The following is a 19,617-nucleotide window of genomic DNA, read 5'->3' on the forward strand; positions in this document are numbered from 1 at the left end:
GATCCACCGCACACGGTTGGGGCGGTAATCTAGTCCGATCCTGAGGCCGTCAGGGGCTGGTGCCGTGACCTTTACCGGAGTGAGACCGCCGCGACCGCAGGATGTGCGGCGAAGGGGGAAAACCCTCACCCGATCCTGCGGCAGGGGGCGGGTCCCCCCTTCGTCCATTTGGGCCGGGGGCCCACGGGCTGAGATGATCGCGACCATGCCCCTGATCTCTCGCAGCGACATCCGCAATGTCGCCATCGTCGCCCACGTCGACCACGGCAAGACCACCCTCGTCGACAAGATGCTCTGGCAGGGGGGTGCCTTCGGCGAGCACGACCACGTCGACGAGCGGGCCATGGACTCCGGCGACCTCGAGCGGGAGAAGGGCATCACCATCCTCGCCAAGAACACGGCGATCCACTACAACGGCCCCTCCGCGGCCGCCCACGACGCCCCCGACGGCGTGACGATCAACATCATCGACACCCCGGGCCACGCCGACTTCGGTGGCGAGGTCGAGCGCGGTCTGTCGATGGTCGACGGTGTCGTCCTGCTCGTCGACGCCTCCGAGGGCCCGCTGCCGCAGACCCGCTTCGTGCTGCGCAAGGCGCTCGCGGCGAAGATGCCGGTCATCCTGTGCATCAACAAGGTCGACCGGCCCGACAGCCGGATCGCCGAGGTCGTCGACGAGGCCTACGAGCTCTTCATGGACCTCGACGCCGACGAGGACCAGATCGAGTTCCCCATCGTCTACGCCTCCGGCAAGGCCGGCGCCGCGAGCCTCACGCGGCCCGAGGACGGCACCCTGCCGGACAACGAGGACCTCGAGCCGCTCTTCAAGACGATCATGGAGACGATCCCGGCCCCCTCCTACGAGGAGGACGCCCCGCTCCAGGCGCACGTCACCAACCTCGACTCGAGCAACTTCCTCGGTCGCCTCGCGCTGCTGCGCGTCTTCAACGGCGAGCTGCGCAAGGGCCAGCAGGTCACGTGGTGCCGCCACGACGGGTCGACCGAGCGGGTCAAGATCACCGAGCTGCTCATCACCGAGGGCCTCGAGCGCAAGCCGCTCGACACCGGCGCCGCCCGCCCCGGCGACATCATCGCCATCGCCGGCATCCCCGACATCATGATCGGCGACACGATCGCCGACGCCGACAACCCCATCCCGCTGCCGGTCATCACCGTCGACGAGCCGGCCATCTCGCTGACCCTGGGCACCAACACCTCGCCCCTCGTCGGCCGCGGCCCGACCAAGGGCACCAAGGTCACCGCCCGCATGGTCAAGGACCGCCTCGACAAGGAGCTCATCGGCAACGTCTCCCTGCGCGTGCTGCCGACCGAGCGCCCCGACGCCTGGGAGGTCCAGGGCCGTGGTGAGCTCGCGCTGGCGATCCTCGTCGAGCAGATGCGCCGCGAGGGCTTCGAGATGACCGTCGGCAAGCCGCAGGTGGTCACCAAGGAGGTCGACGGCAAGGTCCACGAGCCGGTCGAGCGCCTGACGATCGACACCCCCGAGGAGTACCTCGGCGCCATCACCCAGGTCCTGGCCGCCCGCAAGGGCCGCATGGAGCAGATGACCAACCACGGCACCGGGTGGATCCGCATGGAGTTCCTCGTGCCCTCGCGCGGCCTCATCGGCTTCCGCACCGAGTTCCTCACCGAGACCCGCGGTGCCGGCATCGCCCACCACGTCTTCGAGGGCTACGAGCCGTGGTTCGGCGCGATCACCACGCGCGTCTCCGGCTCGCTCGTCGCCGACCGCTCCGGGCCGGTCACGTCCTACGCGATGGTCAACCTCCAGGAGCGTGGCTCGCTCTTCACCGAGCCGGGCACCGAGGTCTACGAGGGCATGATCGTCGGCGAAAATTCGCGCGCCGACGACATGGACGTCAACATCACCAAGGAGAAGAAGCTCACCAACGTGCGGGCCTCCTCCGCGGACAACTTCGAGAAGGTGGTCCCGCCGCGCAAGCTGAGCCTCGAGCAGTCGCTCGAGTTCTGCCGCGAGGACGAGTGCGTCGAGGTCACCCCGGACGCCATCCGCATCCGCAAGGTCGAGCTCGACGCCAACCTGCGTGCCCGGGCGGCTTCACGGGCTCGCAACTCCTGAGAGGAGAGCGCCGATGAGGCGCAGCACCCGAGGACTGATCGCCGGTGCGGTCGCGCTCGCCGTCGTGGCGGGCGCGACCGCCTGCACCGACGGGGACGGCGGCCCCGGCCCCGGCCCGTCGGCGAGCACCGGTGACGTGAGCGGCCCCGAGGACCGCCTGACCCTGCTGTCGGAGGGCCCGATCGCGGCCTGGGACCCGCAGCGGATCACCAGCCGGCAGGTCGCCGGGCTCGCCTCGCGCACGTGGATGCGCACCCTCACCGCCTACGCCCCGGCGACCAACCTCGCGGGCCAGCGGGCGCTGCGCGGTGACCTCGCCGACGGCACCGGCCGGGCGAGCAAGGACGCGCAGACGTGGACCTTCCGGCTGCGGCAGGGCGTCACCTGGCAGGACGGCTCGGCGATCACCTGCGAGGACGTCCAGCACGGCGTCGCCCGCTCCTTCGACGAGGACATCACCTCCAGCGGCTACGCCCTGACCTACCTCGACATCCCCAAGCGGCCCGACGGCACCTCGCGCTACCCCGGCCCCCTGGCGAAGGGGGGAACCTCCGCCGCCAACCGCAAGCTCCTGGAGCGGGCGGTGGAGTGCCGCGACGAGCGGACGATCACCTTCCACCTCGCCGAGCCGGTCGGCAACTTCGACGAGGTCGTCTCGCTGCCCGAGTTCGCGCCCTTCAAGGCCTCGCGCGACAAGGTCGACGACGTCGCGCACGACGCCTTCAGCTCCGGGCCCTACAAGCTCGAGGAGGGCTGGACCCCGAGCAAGGGCGGCACCTGGGTGCGCAACCCGAAGTGGTCGGCGAAGAGCGACCCGCTGCGTCGGGTCGGGCCGGCGACGATCGAGCACAAGGAGGGCGTCGAGCCCAAGGACGCCGTCGAGACGATCGTCGACGGCGAGGACGGCGGGCGCACCCTGGCCCTCGACCCGGTGCCGGCCGCGCTCACCCCGGCGCTCGACGAGGCCGGCGACGCCGCCCAGTCCGTCACCGTCGACGGTCAGCTCGTCGACTACCTCGCCGTGAGCAGCAAGAGCAGCGCGCTGAAGAAGTCCGCCGTGCGCACCGCGCTGGCCACGGCGACCAACCGCGAGGGATACACCGAGGCACTCGGCACCGCCACCGGCACCCCGTCGTGGTCGCTGCTCGGGACGGCCCTGCCGTCGACGCACGAGACCGTCCTCGACCACGGACCGACGGGCGACGCCGCCGCGGCCCGCGCCCAGCTGCGCCAGGCCAAGGTGCGTACGCCGGTCAAGATCTCCGTCGCCTACCGCGACGGCGGCGAGATGCCCAAGGCGCTCACGGCGCTCGAGGGCACCTGGGAGGACGCCGGCTTCGACGTCACCCTCGAGCCGATCGACGAGGAGGACTACTTCTCGCAGGTCGGCACCCGCAAGGTGGCCGAGAAGCACGACCTCGTCTGGGCCAACTGGGGCCCCGACTTCCCCTCGGCGAGCACCGTGCTGCCGCCCCTCTTCGACGACCGGATCAACCTGTCGAAGACCTCCGTCGGCCGCAACTACGGACTCTGGGCCGACAAGCAGGTCACCAAGGCCATGGACAAGGCCGGCGCGGAGACCACGCGGGCCGACCGGGCCAAGGCCTGGTCCGCGATCGACACCGACCTGCTGCGCGACGGGGCGTACATCCCCCTTCGCCAGAGCCGGCTGACCCATGCGGCCGGGTCGGAGGTCACCTCCTTCATCGGCAACCCCGCCTACGGCGGGGTCCCCGAGCTCGGGGTCGTCGGGGTGTCGCGATGACCCGCGCCGAGCCGGTCCTGGTCCGCGGGCGGCCCGCGCGGCTGCTCTTCGTCCACGCCCACCCCGACGACGAGTCGCTCGCGACCGGCGTCGCCATCGCCCACCACGTCGCCGCCGGTGACGAGGTCCACGTGCTCACCTGCACCCTCGGCGAGCAGGGCGAGGTCATCCCGCCCGAGCTGGCGCACCTCGACGCCGACCACGAGGACACGCTCGGCGAGTTCCGCCGCGACGAGCTGCGCGGCGCGATGACCGCCATCGGCGCCCGCAGCCAGGTCCTCGGCGAGGACCCCGCGGTGGGCCGGCTCTCGCGCTGGCGCGACTCCGGCATGGCGGGCACCCCGGCCGCGGCGGACCCGCGCTGCTGGGTGCGCTCCGACGACGCCGAGGCGGTCGCCGCCGTGCGCGCGGTCGTCGACGAGGTCGCGCCCGACCTCGTCGTCACCTACGACGCCGACGGCGGCTACGCCCACCCCGACCACATCCGCACCCACGAGGTGACCCGGGCGGCCGTCGCCGCGATGGACGAAGGGGGGCGCCCCGCCCTCTTCGGCGTCTTCACCCCGCGCTCGTGGGCCCAGGAGGACCGCGAGGTCCTCGCGACGCTCCACGCGCCGGCGCAGGTCGGCTGGACGCAGCCGACCGGGGAGTTCCCCCCTTCGGTCGTGGACGACGCCGTCGTGACCCACGCGGTCGTCGACGAGTCCGCGATCGCCCACCAGGAGGCCGCGCTGCGGCACCACCGCACGCAGGTCACGCTCGGCCCGTCGCACACCTACGCCCTGTCCAACGACATCGCCGCGCTGCTCCCGGGGCGTGAGGGATTCGCCCGCCTCGACGTGGCGACCGGCCTCCCGGTGGCCGGGGAGCCCGCGGGGGAGCGTCCGCCACTGGTGGCCCGCCAATGACCGGGCTGGCCCCGACGAGCCTGCGGCACACCATGGCGCACTTCGCGACCGGGGTGACCGTGGTGACGACGCTCGAGGACGGCCACGACCACGCGATGACCGCCAACTCGATCACGTCGGTCTCGCTCGACCCGCCGCTGGTGCTCGTCTGCGTCGCCAAGGACACGGGCTGGCACGAGGCCGTGACACAATCGGGTGTCTGGGGGATCTCGATCCTCCCGGCAGCAGGCCGCCCCGCGGCCAGCTGGCTGAGCACCGGCGGGCGCCCGCTGCACGGCCAGCTCTCGCGGGTGGCGCACCATCGGGGAGAGCTCGGCGTCGCCCTGCTGGACGACGCGTTGGGCACCCTCGAGTGCCGCACGAGCGCCCAGCACGATGCCGGCGACCACACGATCGTCGTCGGCGAGGTCGTGTCCAGCCGCGCCGACGCGCACCGGGGCGACCCGCTGATCTACTACCGCAGCCAGTACACGAGCACGAGGTGACCGCATGACCCACGACAGCTGGACCGACGACGGGCTCGTCGACCGGCCCCGCCGGGGCCGTGGCGCGCTCGCCGGTGCCTTCGTGCTCGTCGTCATCGCCGGGCTCTACGTCGCCGCGGCGATGTACTTCGGCGACCGGGTGCCCTCCGACACCCGGGTCGGTGGGGTGGCCATCGGCGGGCTGACCCCCGACGAGGCGCAGTCCAAGCTGGAGAAGCAGCTCGCCGACGAGGAGGCCGAGCCGGTCGTCGTCGACGTCGCGGGCAAGAGCGTCGAGCTCGAGCCCGCCGACTCCGGCCTCGGCTACGACTACGAGGAGTCGGTGAGCGGGCTCACCGGCTTCAGCCTCAACCCCGTCGACCTCGTCAACCACGTGCGTGGCGGCGTCGAGCGCGAGGTCGAGGTCGCCGTCGACGAGGACGCGCTCGCCGCGGCCGTCGACGAGGCGACCGACGGCATGGACGTCAAGCCGACCGAGGGCAAGGTCGCGCTCGACGGGGCCAAGATCACCAAGACCGCGTCCAAGCCCGGGCTGACCGTCGAGCGGGACAAGGTTGTCGAGGCGATCGTCGAGGGGTGGCCGTCCAACCGCGCCATCGACGCCGCGACCACCCAGCCGAAGCCGAAGCTCAGCCAGGCCGAGATCGACCGCTTCGCCAAGGACGACCTCGCGCCGCTCGTCTCCGGGCCGGTGACGATCAAGACCACCGACCCCAAGGCCTCCGGCGCCGACAAGACCATCTCCTTCGAGCTGACCGCGGAGCAGCTCGCCGCGGTCGTGTCGATCAAGAACTCGCAGGGCAAGCTCTCGGCCACCGTCGACGAGGACAAGATCCAGCAGACGGCCGTCGCCGCGGGCAAGGCCTCCGGCCGCTTCCGGCCCGCCCAGGACGCCACGGTCCAGCGCAACGGCCGCAGCTTCTCCGTCACGCCGTCGAGCAGCGGTCTCGAGCTCAAGGCCGAGGGCCTCGGTGCCGACATCGCCGCCGCGATGAAGAAGTCGGGCTCCGAGCGCACCGTCACGGCGCGGGCCCAGGAGGCCAAGCCGGAGTTCACCACCGCCGAGGCGAAGCGCACCCTGCCCAAGGAGCAGATCTCGACCTTCACGACCTACCTGCCCGACACCGGGGGCGTGCGCACCAACAACATCAAGATCGCCGCGCGCCAGCTCGACGGCGCCTACGTCGCGCCCGGCGAGACCTTCTCGCTCAACCAGCTGCTCGGCCCCCGCACGCCGGACAAGGGCTACCAGAAGGCCGGCGTCATCTATGCCGGACGACTCACCGAGGACTACGGCGGCGGCATCTCGCAGCTGTCGACGACGCTCTTCAACGCCGTCTTCTTCTCGGGAGCCAAGATCGAGGAGTTCCACCCGCACTCCTTCTACATCTCGCGCTACCCCGAGGGGCGTGAGGCGACGATCTCCTGGCCGGGCGTCGACAACCGCTTCACCAACGACACCGGCGCCGGCATCCTGATCAACGCCTCGGTCAACGGCGACGAGGTGACGGTGAGCTTCGACGGCCGCAAGGCCTACGACAAGGTCGAGGCCTCCAAGAGCGCCCGCCGCAACATCGTGCCGCCCAAGAAGATCACCGACGACAAGAAGGGCTGCGTGCCGCAGTCGCCCGCGCCGGGCTTCTCGGTCGACATCACCCGCACCTTCATCAAGGGTGGCTCGACGGTGAAGTCCTCGACCTTCACCACGACCTACATCCCCCAGGACGACGTCACCTGCACCAACCCCTGACGGGGGTCACACGAGCGCGGAGCCCGGGTAGGCCAGCACCGGGCCGTCGACGCTCACCGGGACCTGCTCGCCGACCTCTGGGGAGTGCCGGCCGGGGACGCGGACGGTGACGACGGTGCCGTCGGCCAGCGCCACGTGCACCATGGCGTGCGCGCCGTGGTAGTCGACGTCCTGGACCGTGCCGTGGGGGCAGCCCGGCGAGTCGCTGAGGCTGAGGTCCTCGGGCCGCACGACGACCACGACCTCTCCGTCGCCGCGCGGGACGTCGCCTCGTGCCGTGACGATCCCGAGCGGGCAGGTGATGCCGTCGGTGGTGCGGTGTCCGGTGAGGTGCACGACGTCGCCGAGGAAGGCGGCCTCGCGGGCGTCGACCGGTTCGTCGTAGATCTCGCGGGGGGCACCCACTTGGCTGAACCGCCCACCGCGCATGATGGCGACCTGGTCGGCGAAGGAGAGCGCCTCCTGCTGGTCGTGGGTCACGAGGATCGCCGTGGCCGAGGTCTCCGCGAGGGCGGTGGCCACGGCATCGCGAGTGCTCGCGCGCAGGGCCGTGTCGAGCGAGGAGAAGGGCTCGTCGAGCAGGACGACGGACGGGGAGAGGGCCAGCGCCCGGGCCAGGGCCACGCGCTGCTGCTGGCCGCCCGAGAGCTGGTCGGGGCGTCGGGTGGCGGTCGCGGCGGGCAGGCCGACGAGCTCGAGCAGCTCCTCGACGCGGTCGCCGCGCCGGCGGGCGGCCCGCGGCATGCCGAAGGTGATGTTGTGCGCGACGTCGAGGTGGGGGAAGAGCCCCCCGTCCTGCCGCACGTACCCGATGCCCCGCCGCTCGGGCGGGACGGCCCGACCGGCGCCGCACACGACCCGGTCACCGATGGTCACCGTGCCGGCATCGGGGGCGAGGAACCCGGCGATGACGCGCAGCAGCGTCGTCTTGCCGCCACCGGAGGCACCGAGGACGGCGGTCGTCGTGCCCGTGGGCACGGTGAGGTCGACGTCGCGCAGGACCGGCTCGGCGCCGTACCCGACGGTGACGCCACGGATGTCGACGGTGCTCATTCTTCGATCCCACTCTGTCGGAGCATCAGGACGGTCAAGGGCGCGGACAAGAGGATCATCATGGCGGCGAAGGGAGCAGCGCCCGCGTAGTCGAACTCGTCGCTCGCGGCCCAGAAGGCGGTGGCCAGGGTGGAGGTCCCGGTCGGCGACAGCAGCAGCGTCGCGGTGAGCTCCGTGGCGGCCGCGATGGCCACGAGGGCCGCTCCGGTGAGCGCCGAGGGGAGGATGAGCGGCAGCACGACCCGGCGGAAGGCCCCGAGCGGACTGCACCCGAGCGACCGCGCGGCATCGCTGAGCTCGGGGGGCGCGGCGGCCAGGCCGGAGCGCAGGGAGACCATGGCGCGGGGGATGAAGAGGATCGAGTAGCAGAGCACGAGCAGCAGCGGCGACTGGTAGATCCCCGGGACGTACCGGACGGAGACGGTGATCAGGGCCAGGGCGATGACGACCCCGGGCAGCGAGCTCGCGATGTAAGTGACCCGCTCCAGCACCAGTGTCCACGCGGTGCGCCGCCGGCTGAGCAGCCATGCGCCCGGCAGTGCCAGGACGGTCGTGACGGCCGCGGCGGCGAGGGCGAGCGAGATCGTCGACCCGGTCGTGACGAGCAGCGAAGGGCGGATCCCGAGCTCGTCGACGGGGGCGGCCAGGTGGGCGAGCAGCCACCGACCGACGAGCGTGACCGGCAGGACGAGGGAGACGGCGACGACAACGGTGAGCGCGAGGAGGGCCACGGGGGACCACCGACCCAGGCGTACCAGCGCCGCCCGGCGGTGGACGCCGCGGCCGACGCGGGCGGTGCGAGCGGTGCCGCGCAGCAGGTGCTCGAGCGTGAGGACGGTGACGCACATCAGGGCGAGGACGAGCGCGAGCACGCTGCCCTGGTTGCTGGAGAAACTCACCTCGTACTGCACGAGGATCGCGGTGGTGAAGGTCGGGTAGCGCATCATCTCGAGCACGCCGAACTCGGCGAGGAGGTGCAGCCCGACGAGCAGGCCGCCACCACTGATGGCCGGTCGCAGCCGGGGCAGGACCGTGCGGCGCCAAGCCTGCAGCGGACTGGCGCCGAGGGCACGGGCGTCCTCCTCGGGGGCGGCGTCGAGGTCGCGCAGGATCGCGGCCACGGGCAGGTAGACGAAGGGGTAGTACGCGGCCGTCGTCACCAGTGCGGCCCCGCCGAGACCGTCGAGTCCCGGTCGGAAGGAGACCCAGGCGTACGCGGCGACGAAGGCGGGGACGGCCAGGGGGGCACCGAGCAGCACCCGCCACACCCCGGCGAGGGGCAGGTCCGTGCGCTCGACGAGCCAGGCCGCCCCGACCCCGAGGACGACCGTCGCGGGCACCGTGACGAGCAGCAGCAGGAGGGTGTTGGTCAGCAGCTCCGCCGTGCGCGGGCGGAGCAGGTAGTCGACGGCGCCCGCGGGCGAGCTGCCGAAGCCGTCCGCGGCCACGACCACGAGCGGCAGCACCGTGATGACCGCGACGAGGACCGCCGCGGTCATCACCAGGTGCCTAGAGGATGCCGGCATCGGTCATCAGCTGGGTGACCTTTTCGGAGTCGAGGGAGAAGGGGTCGACGGCGGGCGCCTGGAGGGACTCGAGCGTCGGCAGGTCGGGGTCGGAGTCGACCCCCTTCGCCACCGCGTACTCCTTGGACCCGCTCGACTCGAGGACGGCCTGCCCCTCCTCGGAGAGGATGTAGTCGACGAACTGCTGCGCCTCGTCGGGGTGCTTGGCGTTCTTGAGCACGCCGGCGGCGGAGAGGCTGACGAAGGCGCCCGGGTCCTCACCCTTGAAGTAGTGCAGCGCGGTGTTGGCCGTGCCCTCCTTGGTCTCGGCCTGGTCGCGGTACCAGTAGTAGTGGTAGATGACGCCCATCGGGACCTCGCCGGCGTTGACGGCCTTCATCGTCGCGATGTTGTTCTCGTAGATCCGGGCGTTGGCCTTCATGCCGTCGAGCCACGTCTTCGTCTTGGCCTCGCCCTGGTCGGCGAGCATGCCGGCGACGATCGCCTGGAAGTCGGCGCCCGTCGCGCCCGCGCCCCACTGGTCCTTGTACTCGGGCTGCTGCAGGTCCATGAGTGAGGCGGGCAGGTCGTCCTTCGAGACCTTGTCGGGGTTGTAGACCAAGACGGTCGAGCGAGCGGCGACGCTCGTCCAGTCACCGCTCGACGGGCGACGGTTCTCCGGCACCTGGGCGAGGGTCTTGGCGTCGACGGGTGCGAGCAGCCCGGCGTCCTCGACGAGGGTCATCGCGGGGCTGTTCTCGGTGAGGAAGACGTCGGCGGGCGAGGCGTCACCCTCCTCGACGATCTGGTGGCCCATCGACGAGTCCTTGCCCGGACGGATCTGGGTCTTGATCCCGGTCTTGTCGGTGAACCCCTTCGCCCACGCCTTGGTGAGGTTGTCGTGCTGGCTGGAGTAGATCTGCAGCGCGTCAGGGTCGGTCGTCGGTCCCTCCGAGCCACCACACGCGGTGAGGGCGAGGGCCGCAGTCGTGCCGACGACGGTCGTGAGCAGGGTGCGACGGTTCATGAGGGATCTCCGGTGGGTCGGGGACGAGGGCGGACGAGTCGGTCGATGAGCATGCGGGTCGGGGCCTGCAGGAGCCACCACAGGAGGGCTCCGAGCGCGAGGGAGGTGCCGAGGGCCAGCCAGGCGTGGTCGACGACCCGGAAGACCTGCCACTGGACGAGGTAGATGTGCAGGGACGCTGCGGCGACGAGGCCGAGGGGCCACACGAGCAGGCGGGGCAGCGGGACGCGCGGGACGAGCGCCAGGACGGTGATCGCGAAGAGCACTGTCCATCCGCGGCTCGGCTCGACGAAGAAGTCCCACATGCCGACGGCGGTGAGGGCGAGGGTCGCCAGGCGCTGCCGGTGGGTGCGGGCGACGCCCAGGGCCATGCCGATGGCGAAGAGCCACAGGACCGACCCCGGCAGGCCACGGGTGGCCCCGGTGGAGTCCGGCACGAGGATCCACCGCGGCACGAGCGCGGCGGCGGCCAGCGCCATGCTCCACGCCCAGGGGTGGCGCACGTGCGCCCGGGCGAGCGCGGGCACCGACAGCAGGGCGAGTGCGGCGAGGCTGCACGCGAGCAGGGCCTCGATGAACCACAGGTTGATCCGCGCGCCCCACTCCATCTCGCCGATGAGCCAGTTGACGAGCAGCACGTTGTGCCAGGTGTAGCCGCCGGCCGTGAAGAGGCCGAAGAGCGCGACGGCCATCGATGGAGCCGCCAGGCCCACGAGGGAGCGCAGCCCGCGTCGGCGTCGCTCCTGCGGTCGGGGGTCGTCGAGGGTGAAGCGGCTCATCGACCAGCCGGCCAGGGCGAGGAGGGTGTGGGCGCCGCCGGGGGTGGTCACGATCCCCAGGTGGCTGGCGCAGATCGCCAGCGCGGCCACGGCCCGCACGAGCAGCGGGGTCTCGACCCACTGGACGTGGCGGCCGGTCGGCCGCGCCTCGGCGGCGAGGGTCCGCAGCGGCAGGCGGTGCCAGCCGTCGGGCAGCCGGCCGAGGACCTGCTCGAGCCGGACCGAGGTCTGCACGAGGCTGTAGGAGTCGCCCCCCAGGTCGGCGAAGGACCGGTCCGGGTCGACGTCGTCCCGGCCCAGGGCCGAGCCGATGACGGCGACGACGGCGCCGAGCCGGTCGTGCCGGGGGTCGGGCGCCGGTGCGTCGTGCGCGGTCGACAGGGCCAGCTCCCGGCAGGCGACCCGGTCGACCTTGCCGTTGGGCAGGCGGGGGATCTCGTCGACGACGGCGACGAGCACGGCTCCCGGGCGCAGCCCTGCCGCCTCGGCCGTGAGACCACGCACCGTGCGACGAATGGCGGCGCGCCCCCCTTCGTCGGCGTGGGGGAGGGTGACGAGCAGGTGGTGGGAGTCCGCGGTGACCACGGCGTCGTGGCCGGCGGCCGCGAGGGCACTCGCGACGTGGTCGAGGTCGATGCGCAGGCCGAGGACCTTGGCGATGTCGTCGCGGCGGCCGACGATGCGCACGCGGCCGTCGTCCAGCCGCCCGAGGTCGCCGGTGCGCAGCTCGGCGACCATGCGGCCGAGGGCGAGCTCGTCGGGGTGCTCGGCGTAGCCGAGCATGACGCCGGGGCCGGTGAAGACGAGCTCGCCGACCTCGTCGCTCCCGCCCGGGACGTCGTGGTCCAGGCGGAAGGCCGAGGCGGCGACGGCCCGCCCGACCGCGTCCGGGTGCTCGAGGACCTCGGCGCCGCGCTGGATCGCCATCCGGGCGGTCGCCTCGGTCTGGCCGTACATCACCGCGAGCTCCCAGCCCTGGCGCCGGCCGAGCACCGCGAGCTCGCGCACCCGCTCGGCGCCGAGCGCGCCGCCGGCCTGGGTCACGAGGCGCAGCCCGGGCGTCCCGGCGCGCAGGCGCGCGTCGACGAGGTCGAAGGTGTGCGGCACCCCCGCGAGGACGGTGACGCGGTGCTCGGCGTGCAGCCGCCAGAACTCGTCGTCGGTCACCGAGCGCTCGGTGACGACGATGCCGCCGCCGGCGAGGAGCGCGCTGTGCAGGACGGACAGGCCGTAGCAGTAGTGGAGGGGGAGCGAGGTGATCGCGCGGTCGTCCGCGCGCAGGCCCAGGCCCTCGGCGATGGCGGCGGCGTTGCTCGTGAGGTTGTCGTGCGAGAGGCGCACGAGCTTGGGGCTGCCGGTGCTGCCGGAGGTCGACAGCAGCAGCGCGAGGTCGGGGTGCAGCAGGTGCTGGGGATCGGTCGAGAGGGCCTCGATGCGCTCGCCGACGAGCCGCACGTCCGGGGCGAAGCGCTCGGTGACCGACTCCGCGCCCGGTCCGGTGACGAGCCCGACGTGACCGGCGGCGAGCACCGCCAGGTGGGCCACGACACCCGGGACGTCGCGCGTCGGGTGGAGGTGGACCAGGCGACGACCGGTCGCCGCGTCGGGCAGGCGCTCCGCGAGCGCCCCGACCCGTGCCGCTAGGTCGGCGTGCGTCAGCACCCGGTCGCCGTCGAGGAGCGCGGGACGGGTCGACCCGGGGTGGACGAAGGGGGCGGTCCCCCGGCCCGGGACGCGCTCGGGAGCCGGGCGGGCCACCTCCGTGAGCGTCGCCGTGGGAGTCAATGTGGTGTGCCTATCCTTAGTAGCTAGGGCGAGAGTACAACCGTTGACGTCAGGACCTCACATGGACAACCACGTCGTGGACGTCTGGTGGTCGGACCTGCGTGTGATGGACCGCGGCCTGCTGCCTTTGCTCGACCCGGTGGAGGCCGCCCGGGCGGCGGGTCTGGAGGGCGCTGCGGACCTGGGTCGCTTCGTCGTCGGGGCGGTGCTGCTCCGTGTCGCTGTGGGCCGAACCACCGGCCGGGACCCGTGGTCCGTGGCCGTCGACCGCACCTGTGACGACTGCGGTCGCCCGCACGGTCGACCGGCCGTCGAGGGTGTCCACGTCAGCGTCGCCCACGCCGGGCCGCTCGTGCTCGTGGCCACCGCTGCGGGCCCGGTGGGCGTCGACGTCGAGTCGGCCCGGCGTGGTCCGGACGTCGCGGAGTGGGTGCGGCAGGAGGCGGCGTTCAAGGCGCATGGCTCCCGGGACGGTGACGGGCTGCACGTGCAGCCCCTCGTCACCCCGCTGCCCGGTCACGTGGCGGCGCTGGCCATGGCTCGGCCCGGTGAGGTCGTCGTCCACGACCGGGACGAGGCGGCGGCCGCCCTGGCGGCGGCCGGGAGTCAGGCTCGGGCGCCGCGCAGCGCGAGGTAGACGTAGTCGTGGTGGGGCGCCAGGCCGAGGCCGCGGTAGAGGTGCTGGGCGGGCGCGTTGTCCGGCTCGACCTGCAGGTAGGTCAGGCTCGCGCCGGCGGCGGCCGCGATCCGGAGCGCCTCGACGGTCAGCCACCGGCCGATGCCGCGCCCGCGGTACGCGGGGGAGACGTGCAGGCCGAAGACGCCGGCCCACCCGTCGCTCAGTGCCACGCGCACGACGCCGGCGGTGCTCCCTTCGTCGGTGGTGGCCGTGGCGAAGACCTGGTGCGCCGGCAGCGCGAGGACCTGCCGCGCCGCGTCGAGGTGGTCGAGCAGGCGGGGGGAGCCGCCCGCGAACCACGCTTCGTCGGCCGACGGTGACGTGGTCAGGCGCAGGCCGGCCGGGGCAGGGGTGGGTGCGAGCAGGTCGGCGGTGCGGCCGGTGAGGACGTCGGCGGGGTTGCCCTCGACCCAGCCCCGCTCGAGCAGCAGCGCCCCGAGCGGGTCGTCGGCGGTGGCGGCGCCGGTGGGCCGCGGCAGCATGATGAGCGGGATGAGCCCGCGCTCGTCGAACCAGGCCTCCACGGCGTCGACGGCCTCCGGCAGCGGTAGGCCCGGATCACCCACGGGCAGAGCGGAGTTGGAGCGCCCGGTCCACCCGAGACCGGCCCGCAGCAGCCACCCGGAGCCGGGGGCGCCGAGCCAGGTCTCCTCGACGCCCGGCTGGCCGCGGGTCATGACGAGGTGCAGGTCCTCGAGCGAGATGGCGCGGTGCGGGGCGCCGCGCCGGGTGGGCTTCGGCGGGATGACGCGTGCGGCGACGACGCGGTCACGGGCCACGGAGACCTCGCCGGTGCGGGTGGCGATGCGCAGGTGCGTGGCGTCGATGCCGACGAGCTCGCCGACGATGTCGGTCAGCGTCGGGCCGGACGGCGGGGGAGGGGCGATCCGGGAACGGACCGCCACGCGAGAGCCCACGGTGAGACCCGGCGGCAGACCACTCATGGGGCGACATAGTATGGGGCGCATGACGTACGTGATCGCGCAGCCTTGTGTCGACCTCAAGGACAAGGCCTGCATCGAGGAATGCCCCGTCGACTGCATCTACGAGGGCAAGCGCAGTCTGTACATCCACCCGGACGAGTGCGTCGACTGCGGTGCCTGCGAGCCGGTGTGCCCCGTCGAGGCCATCTACTACGAGGACGACACCCCCGAGGAGTGGGCCGACTACTACAAGGCCAACGTCGAGTTCTTCGACGACCTCGGCAGCCCCGGTGGCGCGGCCAAGATGGGCATGATCGACAAGGACCACCCGATCATCGCGGCCCTGCCCCCGCAGGAGCACGACGAGTGAGCGTCGGCACCTGCTGATGGACCTGCCTGACTTCCCCTGGGACTCGCTCGCTCCTGCCAAGGAGCGAGCGAGCTCCTTTGTCTCGCCCGACCCCGCGCAGGGCGAGGGCATCGTCGACCTGTCGGTCGGCACCCCCGTCGACTCCACGCCCGAGGTCGTCCAGCGGGCGCTGCGCGATGCCTCCGACGCGCCCGGCTACCCGCAGACCTGGGGCACACCCGACCTGCGCGAGGGCATCGCGCAGTGGTTCGCCCGCCGTCGCGGTGCACCGGGCGTCGACCCCGCCGGCGTGCTGCCGACCGTGGGCTCCAAGGAGCTCGTCGCGTGGCTGCCGACCCTCCTCGGCCTGACCGCCGGGGACACCGTCGCCTTCCCCCGGGTCGCCTACCCGACCTACGACGTCGGCGCCCGGATCGCGGGGGCCACCCCCTTCGCCGCCGATGCCACGACCGCCTTCGGTCCGACGACCCCGGCCAGCGCGCCGAAGCTGCTGTGGCTCAACACCCCGAGCAACCCGACGGGCAAGGTCCTGGGCGTCGAGCACCTGGCCAAGGTCGTCGCCTGGGCGCGTGAGCGCGGCGTCGTCGTCGCCTCCGACGAGTGCTATGCCGAGCTGGACTGGCGCACCGAGGAGGCGCGTGGCGAGGGCTACGACAGCCTGCCGACGACGCCGTCGATCCTCGACCCGCGCGTCACCGGTGGCTCCCACGAGGGCCTGCTCGCCGTCTACTCGACCTCCAAGCAGTCCAACCTCGCGGGCTACCGCGCGGCCTTCGTCGCCGGTGACCCCACCCTCGTGGGGCGGCTGCTCGAGGTGCGCAAGCACGCGGGCATGATCGTGCCGTGGCCGGTCCAGCGGGCGCTGCTCGCGGCCGTCGGCGACGACGCGCACGTCGCGGCCCAGCGGGAGATCTACCGGGCCCGCCGCGAGGTGCTGCGCCCGGCGCTCGAGGGCTTCGGCCTGCGCATCGACGACTCCGAGGCGGGCCTGTACCTCTGGGCGAGCGCGGGTGAGCCGAGCCGCGTGACCGTCGACCGGCTCGCGCAGCGCGGCATCCTCGTCGCGCCGGGCGACTTCTACGGCGCGGCCGGCGAGCAGCACGTGCGGGTCGCCCTCACGGCGACCGACCAACGCATCGCGATGGCGGCGGCCCGGCTGGCCGCCGGACCCGCATCGTGACCCAGCACACCGCTGGGGTAGTTTCAGTGATGACATCGCATGCCCGGGGCCACCGCCCCTGCGGCACGGCACGACCGAAGGGCTGATGACCTCCATGACCGATGACGCCACCTTCTCCGCCGCGGGCAAGGACCTGACGTTCCCCCTCGTCAAGGCCTCCGAGGGCAATGACGGCTACAACATCTCCACGCTGATGAAGGAGACGGGCAACACCACGCTCGACGTGGGCTTCGTCAACACCGCCTCCTGCAAGAGCGACATCACCTACATCGACGGTGACGCCGGGATCCTGCGCTACCGCGGCTACCCGATCGACCAGCTGGCGAGCAAGTCGACCTTCACCGAGGTCGCCTACCTGCTGATCTACGGCGAGCTGCCGACGGCCGACCAGCTCGGCGACTTCGAGGAGCGCATCTCGCGCCACACGATGCTCCACGAGGACCTCAAGGCCTTCTTCAACGGCTTCCCGCGCGACGCGCACCCGATGCCGGTCCTGTCCTCCGCCGTGTCGGCGCTGGGCACCTTCTACCAGGACAGCCTCGACCCCTTCGACCCGGAGCACGTCGAGATCTCGACGATCCGCCTCCTGGCGAAGTTGCCGACGATCGCCGCCTACGCGCACAAGAAGAGCGTCGGGCAGCCCTTCCTCTACCCGGACAACTCGCTGAGCCTTACGGAGAACTTCCTCCGGATGACCTTCGGCTTCCCGGCCGAGCCCTACGACCTCGACCCCGAGATCGTGCGCGCGCTCGACCAGCTCTTCATCCTGCACGCCGACCACGAGCAGAACTGCTCGACGTCGACGGTGCGCCTCGTCGGGTCGGCCCACGCCAACCTCTTCAACTCCGTCTCCGCGGGCATCCACGCCCTCTCCGGCCCGCTGCACGGCGGCGCCAACCAGGCGGTCCTGGAGATGCTCCAGCAGATCCAGGCCTCCGACGACGGCGCCGAGACCTTCATGAAGAAGGTCAAGAACAAGGAGGACGGCGTCCGCCTCATGGGCTTCGGCCACCGGGTCTACAAGAGCTACGACCCGCGCGCGGCGATCGTCAAGGAGACCGCGCACACCATCCTCGAGAAGATGGGTGGCGACGAGCAGCTCGAGATCGCCATGAAGCTCGAGGAGATCGCGCTGGCCGACGACTACTTCGTCGAGCGCAAGCTCTACCCCAACGTGGACTTCTACACCGGCCTGATCTACACGGCCATGGGCTTCCAGCCGAAGATGTTCACCGTCCTCTTCGCCATCGGCCGCCTCCCGGGCTGGATCGCCCAGTGGCGCGAGATGATCGAGGACAAGGACACCAAGATCGGCCGTCCGCGCCAGATCTACACCGGCCCGACCGAGCGTGACTACGTGGGCATCGAGGGCCGCTGACCCCACCCGCAGCACGTGAGCTCGACCCCCTTCGTCCATCTGGGCGGAGGGGGTCGCTGCGTGCCGGGCCCGCAACGGCGGGCGAAGGGGAGGTCCGCTCAGCCGTCGTGGAGGGTGACGACGACGCGGGTGTCCTCGATCGGCTCGTCGGCGTCGCGCCACTGCATCGCGTCGTCCCCGGAGCCACGGACCCACTCGCGGTCGCCGACCTGCACCCGCACGACGTTGCGGGCCTTGGCCTGGCCGACCGACCACGAGCCGACCGCCCACGCGTGGCGGGAGTCCGCGGCGGTGATGCTGATGGTCTGGCCGTCGGCGGTGCCGGAGTGCCCGGTCTCCTCGTCGAGCGCGGCGACGAAGCGGTCGGGGCGGCCGGCGGCCGTGGGGTCGTCGAGGCGGCAGACGAAGCCTTCGGGGGAGTGGCCGCTCAGGGCGGAGGCGATCGCCCGCCCCTCGTGCTCGTGGTCGGCGTAGGCCTCGGGGTAGCCGCTGCGCTGGACCTCCTGGGCGATCTCGGTGATCACCATCTGCTGCCACCCGTCGACCTTGACCAGGGCGTCGTAGAAGGCATTGGTTGCGTAGACCGGCTCCTGCAGCTGGGCCGCGGTGCCCCAACCCTGGCTCGGTCGCTGCTGGAAGAGGCCGACGGAGTCGCGGTCGCCGTAGGAGAGGTTGCGCAGCTTCGACTCCTGGATCGCCGTGGCGATGCCGATCGTGCCGGCGCGGGCGGGCAGGCCGCGCTTGACCCCCAGGAGCACGATCGTGCTCGCGTGGTGCATCTGGTCGGGCGCGAAGGTGACCGTCTCGCCGAGGGCGGTCGCGCTGCACTGCTCACCGAGGAAGAGGCCGATCCGGTCGCGGGCGTACCAGGCGCCGACCCCGACGACGAGCGCGAGCACGCACACGAGCGCGACGACCCCGGACCAGCGCGGTCCGGAGCCGTCGGGCAGCGGTGGGTGCTCGGCCCTGGGCACGTCAGTCGTTGGCGTGCAGCGCGTCGTTGAGCGCGATGCCGTGGCCGGTGCGGTCCCGTGCCTCGACGGTGCCGGTCACGGAGTTGCGCACGAAGAGCAGGCCGCTGCGGCCGGAGAGCTCGGCGGCCTTGACGACGGCGCCGTCGGGCAGCGTGACCTTGGTGCCGGCGGTGACGTAGAGGCCGGCCTCGACGACGCAGTCGTCGCCCAGGGCGATGCCGACGCCGGCCTCGGCGCCGACGAGGCAGCGCTCGCCGATGGAGACCCGCTCGGTGCCGCCGCCGGAGAGGGTGCCCATCGTGGAGGCGCCGCCGCCGATGTCGGAGCCGTCGCCGACGACGACGCCCTGGCTGATCCGGCCCTCGACCATCGAGGTGCCGAGGGTGCCGGCGTTGAAGTTGACGAAGCCCTCGTGCATGACGGTGGTGCCGGAGGCGAGGTGGGCGCCCAGGCGCACCCGGTCGGCGTCGCCGATGCGCACGCCGGAGGGGGTCACGTAGTCGGTGAGGCGGGGGAACTTGTCGATGCTCGTCACCTGGACCGGGCCGCGGGCGCGCAGCCGGGCGCGGGTGGTCTCGAAGCCCTCGACCGCGCACGGGCCGTGGTTGGTCCACACGACATTGCTCAGCTGGCCGAAGAGGCCGTCGAGGTTGATCGAGTTGGGCTGGACGAGCCGGTGCGAGAGCAGGTGCAGGCGCAGGTAGGCGTCGGAGGCGCCCTCTGGGGCGGCGTCGAGGTCGATGGCGACGGTGACGACCTCGGTGCGCACGCCGCGCGCCTCGTCGTCGCCGGCCAGCGCGAGCAGCTCCTCGGGGACCTGGGTCGCCTCGGGGGCCTCGCCGAGGGCGGGCTGCGGGTACCAGGTGTCGAGGACCGTGCCCTCGGTCGTCACGGTGGCCACTCCGTGGCCCCAGGCTGCGCGCGTCGTCGTCATGGGCCGAATCCTACGAAACCC

General features: G+C 72.4%; 16 protein-coding genes. 9 read left to right on the forward strand and 7 right to left on the reverse strand.

Annotation, left to right across the window (positions count from 1 at the left end):
- The first annotated feature begins 205 nt into the window (after positions 1-205).
- The 5 genes from typA to H7A72_RS03390 are packed head-to-tail and all read left to right on the forward strand — an operon-like array spanning position 206 to position 7,009.
- Positions 206-2,101 carry a translational GTPase TypA gene (gene typA / locus H7A72_RS03370; protein ID WP_072626105.1) on the forward strand — a complete coding sequence of 632 codons (1,896 nt, stop codon included), beginning with the start codon at positions 206-208 and terminating at the stop codon, positions 2,099-2,101.
- 13 nt (positions 2,102-2,114) lie between these two features.
- On the forward strand, positions 2,115-3,866 hold the full coding sequence (locus H7A72_RS03375) for an ABC transporter substrate-binding protein (protein ID WP_185221627.1): 1,752 nt from the start codon (positions 2,115-2,117) through the stop codon (positions 3,864-3,866).
- On the forward strand, positions 3,863-4,774 hold the full coding sequence (gene mshB, locus H7A72_RS03380; RefSeq protein WP_185221628.1) for an N-acetyl-1-D-myo-inositol-2-amino-2-deoxy-alpha-D-glucopyranoside deacetylase: 912 nt from the start codon (positions 3,863-3,865) through the stop codon (positions 4,772-4,774). Before H7A72_RS03375 ends, mshB begins: the two co-directional genes overlap by 4 nt.
- Positions 4,771-5,259: a flavin reductase family protein gene (locus H7A72_RS03385; RefSeq protein WP_223277764.1), complete on the forward strand. Its 489-nt coding sequence runs from the start codon at positions 4,771-4,773 to the stop codon at positions 5,257-5,259. The genes mshB and H7A72_RS03385 overlap by 4 nt, the downstream gene beginning before the upstream one ends.
- Positions 5,260-5,263: 4 nt before the next feature.
- Positions 5,264-7,009, forward strand: coding sequence for a VanW family protein (locus tag H7A72_RS03390; protein ID WP_185221629.1), 1,746 nt, complete (start codon positions 5,264-5,266; stop codon positions 7,007-7,009).
- A gap of 6 nt (positions 7,010-7,015) precedes the next feature.
- Here the strand turns inward: H7A72_RS03390 and H7A72_RS03395 are convergent, their stop codons facing one another.
- Genes H7A72_RS03395 through H7A72_RS03410 form a run of 4 tightly spaced genes read right to left on the reverse strand, consistent with a single transcriptional unit; the run spans position 7,016 to position 13,131 of the window.
- The gene (locus H7A72_RS03395; RefSeq protein WP_185221630.1) at positions 7,016-8,062 is read right to left on the reverse strand and encodes an ABC transporter ATP-binding protein; all 1,047 of its coding nucleotides are present in this window, start codon (positions 8,060-8,062) and stop codon (positions 7,016-7,018) included.
- Complete coding sequence (locus H7A72_RS03400) at positions 8,059-9,561, reverse strand: iron ABC transporter permease (protein WP_223277765.1); 1,503 nt, start codon at positions 9,559-9,561, stop codon at positions 8,059-8,061. Before H7A72_RS03400 ends, H7A72_RS03395 begins: the two co-directional genes overlap by 4 nt.
- 10 nt (positions 9,562-9,571) lie before the next feature.
- Positions 9,572-10,594, reverse strand: a complete 1,023-nt coding sequence (locus H7A72_RS03405; RefSeq protein WP_185221632.1) for an iron ABC transporter substrate-binding protein — start codon at positions 10,592-10,594, stop codon at positions 9,572-9,574.
- A complete protein-coding gene (locus H7A72_RS03410) occupies positions 10,591-13,131 on the reverse strand; it encodes a non-ribosomal peptide synthetase (protein ID WP_185221633.1) in 2,541 nt (846 codons plus the stop codon). The genes H7A72_RS03405 and H7A72_RS03410 overlap by 4 nt, the downstream gene beginning before the upstream one ends.
- A gap of 88 nt (positions 13,132-13,219) precedes the next feature.
- Here H7A72_RS03410 and H7A72_RS03415 point away from each other — a divergent pair, with 88 nt between their 5' ends.
- A complete protein-coding gene (locus tag H7A72_RS03415) occupies positions 13,220-13,795 on the forward strand; it encodes a 4'-phosphopantetheinyl transferase superfamily protein (protein WP_185221634.1) in 576 nt (191 codons plus the stop codon).
- On the opposite strand, the gene H7A72_RS03420 is transcribed toward H7A72_RS03415, so the two are convergent.
- Positions 13,765-14,781, reverse strand: coding sequence for an N-acetyltransferase (locus H7A72_RS03420; protein ID WP_185221635.1), 1,017 nt, complete (start codon positions 14,779-14,781; stop codon positions 13,765-13,767). The two genes, H7A72_RS03415 and H7A72_RS03420, sit on opposite strands and share 31 nt — an antisense overlap.
- Before the next feature lie 22 nt (positions 14,782-14,803).
- Between H7A72_RS03420 and fdxA the strand changes: the two genes are divergently transcribed.
- The 3 genes from fdxA to H7A72_RS03435 all read left to right on the forward strand — a co-directional run bounded on the left by fdxA (position 14,804) and on the right by H7A72_RS03435 (position 17,688).
- Positions 14,804-15,130 (forward strand): ferredoxin, encoded by a 327-nt coding sequence (fdxA, locus tag H7A72_RS03425; protein WP_072626107.1) that lies wholly within the window; start codon positions 14,804-14,806, stop codon positions 15,128-15,130.
- Positions 15,131-15,146: 16 nt separating this feature from the next.
- Complete coding sequence (dapC, locus tag H7A72_RS03430; protein ID WP_223277766.1) at positions 15,147-16,310, forward strand: succinyldiaminopimelate transaminase; 1,164 nt, start codon at positions 15,147-15,149, stop codon at positions 16,308-16,310.
- A 94-nt stretch (positions 16,311-16,404) separates the two neighbouring features.
- Positions 16,405-17,688 (forward strand): citrate synthase, encoded by a 1,284-nt coding sequence (locus H7A72_RS03435; RefSeq protein WP_084450154.1) that lies wholly within the window; start codon positions 16,405-16,407, stop codon positions 17,686-17,688.
- 98 nt (positions 17,689-17,786) lie between these two features.
- Here H7A72_RS03435 and H7A72_RS03440 read toward each other — a convergent pair whose 3' ends face one another.
- Entirely contained in the window at positions 17,787-18,662 is an 876-nt protein-coding gene (locus H7A72_RS03440; protein WP_185221636.1) for a hypothetical protein, read from the reverse strand.
- 1 nt (position 18,663) lies between these two features.
- Positions 18,664-19,596, reverse strand: a complete 933-nt coding sequence (gene dapD / locus H7A72_RS03445; protein WP_072623869.1) for a 2,3,4,5-tetrahydropyridine-2,6-dicarboxylate N-succinyltransferase — start codon at positions 19,594-19,596, stop codon at positions 18,664-18,666.
- Positions 19,597-19,617 lie beyond the last annotated feature (21 nt).

The sequence above is a fragment of the Janibacter sp. YB324 genome (assembly GCF_014217915.1).
Lineage (GTDB): Bacteria > Actinomycetota > Actinomycetes > Actinomycetales > Dermatophilaceae > Janibacter > Janibacter indicus.

Excerpts from the sequence above, each read along its gene's own strand:
- fdxA (WP_072626107.1), top strand. The coding sequence starts at position 14,804 with ATGACGTACGTGATCGCGCAGCCTTGTGTCGACCTCAAGGACAAGGCC.
- dapD (WP_072623869.1), bottom strand. The coding sequence starts at position 19,596 with ATGACGACGACGCGCGCAGCCTGGGGCCACGGAGTGGCCACCGTGACG.
- mshB (WP_185221628.1), top strand. The coding sequence starts at position 3,863 with ATGACCCGCGCCGAGCCGGTCCTGGTCCGCGGGCGGCCCGCGCGGCTG.
- dapC (WP_223277766.1), top strand. The coding sequence starts at position 15,147 with ATGGACCTGCCTGACTTCCCCTGGGACTCGCTCGCTCCTGCCAAGGAG.
- H7A72_RS03390 (WP_185221629.1), top strand. The coding sequence starts at position 5,264 with ATGACCCACGACAGCTGGACCGACGACGGGCTCGTCGACCGGCCCCGC.
- H7A72_RS03435 (WP_084450154.1), top strand. The coding sequence starts at position 16,405 with ATGACCGATGACGCCACCTTCTCCGCCGCGGGCAAGGACCTGACGTTC.
- H7A72_RS03405 (WP_185221632.1), bottom strand. The coding sequence starts at position 10,594 with ATGAACCGTCGCACCCTGCTCACGACCGTCGTCGGCACGACTGCGGCC.
- H7A72_RS03395 (WP_185221630.1), bottom strand. The coding sequence starts at position 8,062 with ATGAGCACCGTCGACATCCGTGGCGTCACCGTCGGGTACGGCGCCGAG.
- H7A72_RS03375 (WP_185221627.1), top strand. The coding sequence starts at position 2,115 with ATGAGGCGCAGCACCCGAGGACTGATCGCCGGTGCGGTCGCGCTCGCC.
- H7A72_RS03415 (WP_185221634.1), top strand. The coding sequence starts at position 13,220 with ATGGACAACCACGTCGTGGACGTCTGGTGGTCGGACCTGCGTGTGATG.
- H7A72_RS03420 (WP_185221635.1), bottom strand. The coding sequence starts at position 14,781 with ATGAGTGGTCTGCCGCCGGGTCTCACCGTGGGCTCTCGCGTGGCGGTC.
- typA (WP_072626105.1), top strand. The coding sequence starts at position 206 with ATGCCCCTGATCTCTCGCAGCGACATCCGCAATGTCGCCATCGTCGCC.
- H7A72_RS03385 (WP_223277764.1), top strand. The coding sequence starts at position 4,771 with ATGACCGGGCTGGCCCCGACGAGCCTGCGGCACACCATGGCGCACTTC.
- H7A72_RS03400 (WP_223277765.1), bottom strand. The coding sequence starts at position 9,561 with ATGACCGCGGCGGTCCTCGTCGCGGTCATCACGGTGCTGCCGCTCGTG.